1 protein-coding gene is annotated in these 505 nt (G+C 56.2%); it reads left to right on the plus strand.

The genetic code is table 11. The annotated features are described in order from the left end of the window. Positions 1 to 64 precede the first annotated feature (64 nt). The gene (gene rplK / locus AC1DVH_RS32625) at positions 65 to 496 is read left to right on the plus strand and encodes a 50S ribosomal protein L11 (RefSeq protein ID WP_007933726.1); all 432 of its coding nucleotides are present in this window, start codon (positions 65 to 67) and stop codon (positions 494 to 496) included. Positions 497 to 505 lie beyond the last annotated feature (9 nt).

Below are 505 nucleotides of genomic sequence, written 5' to 3' on the forward strand. Positions count from 1 at the left end.
GGGATAAACGCGCAAGTAACCGGGGAGCCTCTCGAGGCGTTCGAACCCGTAATTGGAGTGCCTCATGGCCAAGAAGATTACCGCTTACATCAAGCTGCAAGTGAAGGCCGCTCAGGCTAACCCAAGCCCACCTGTTGGTCCTGCTCTGGGTCAGCACGGCGTGAACATCATGGAATTCTGCAAGGCTTTCAACGCCCGTACTCAGGGTCTTGAGCCAGGTCTGCCGACTCCAGTGATCATCACTGTCTACAGCGACCGTAGCTTCACTTTCGAAACCAAATCCACCCCTGCTTCGGTTCTGCTGAAGAAGGCGGCCGGTCTGACCAGCGGTTCCGCTCGTCCGAACACCGTTAAGGTTGGCACCGTGACTCGTGCTCAGCTGGAAGAAATCGCGAAAACCAAAAACGCGGATCTGACTGCAGCTGATATGGAAGCAGCCGTGCGTACCATCGCCGGTTCTGCTCGTAGCATGGGCCTTAACGTGGAGGGTGTGTAATGGCTAAGC

The sequence above is a fragment of the Pseudomonas sp. P4_C3 genome (genome assembly GCF_056402075.1).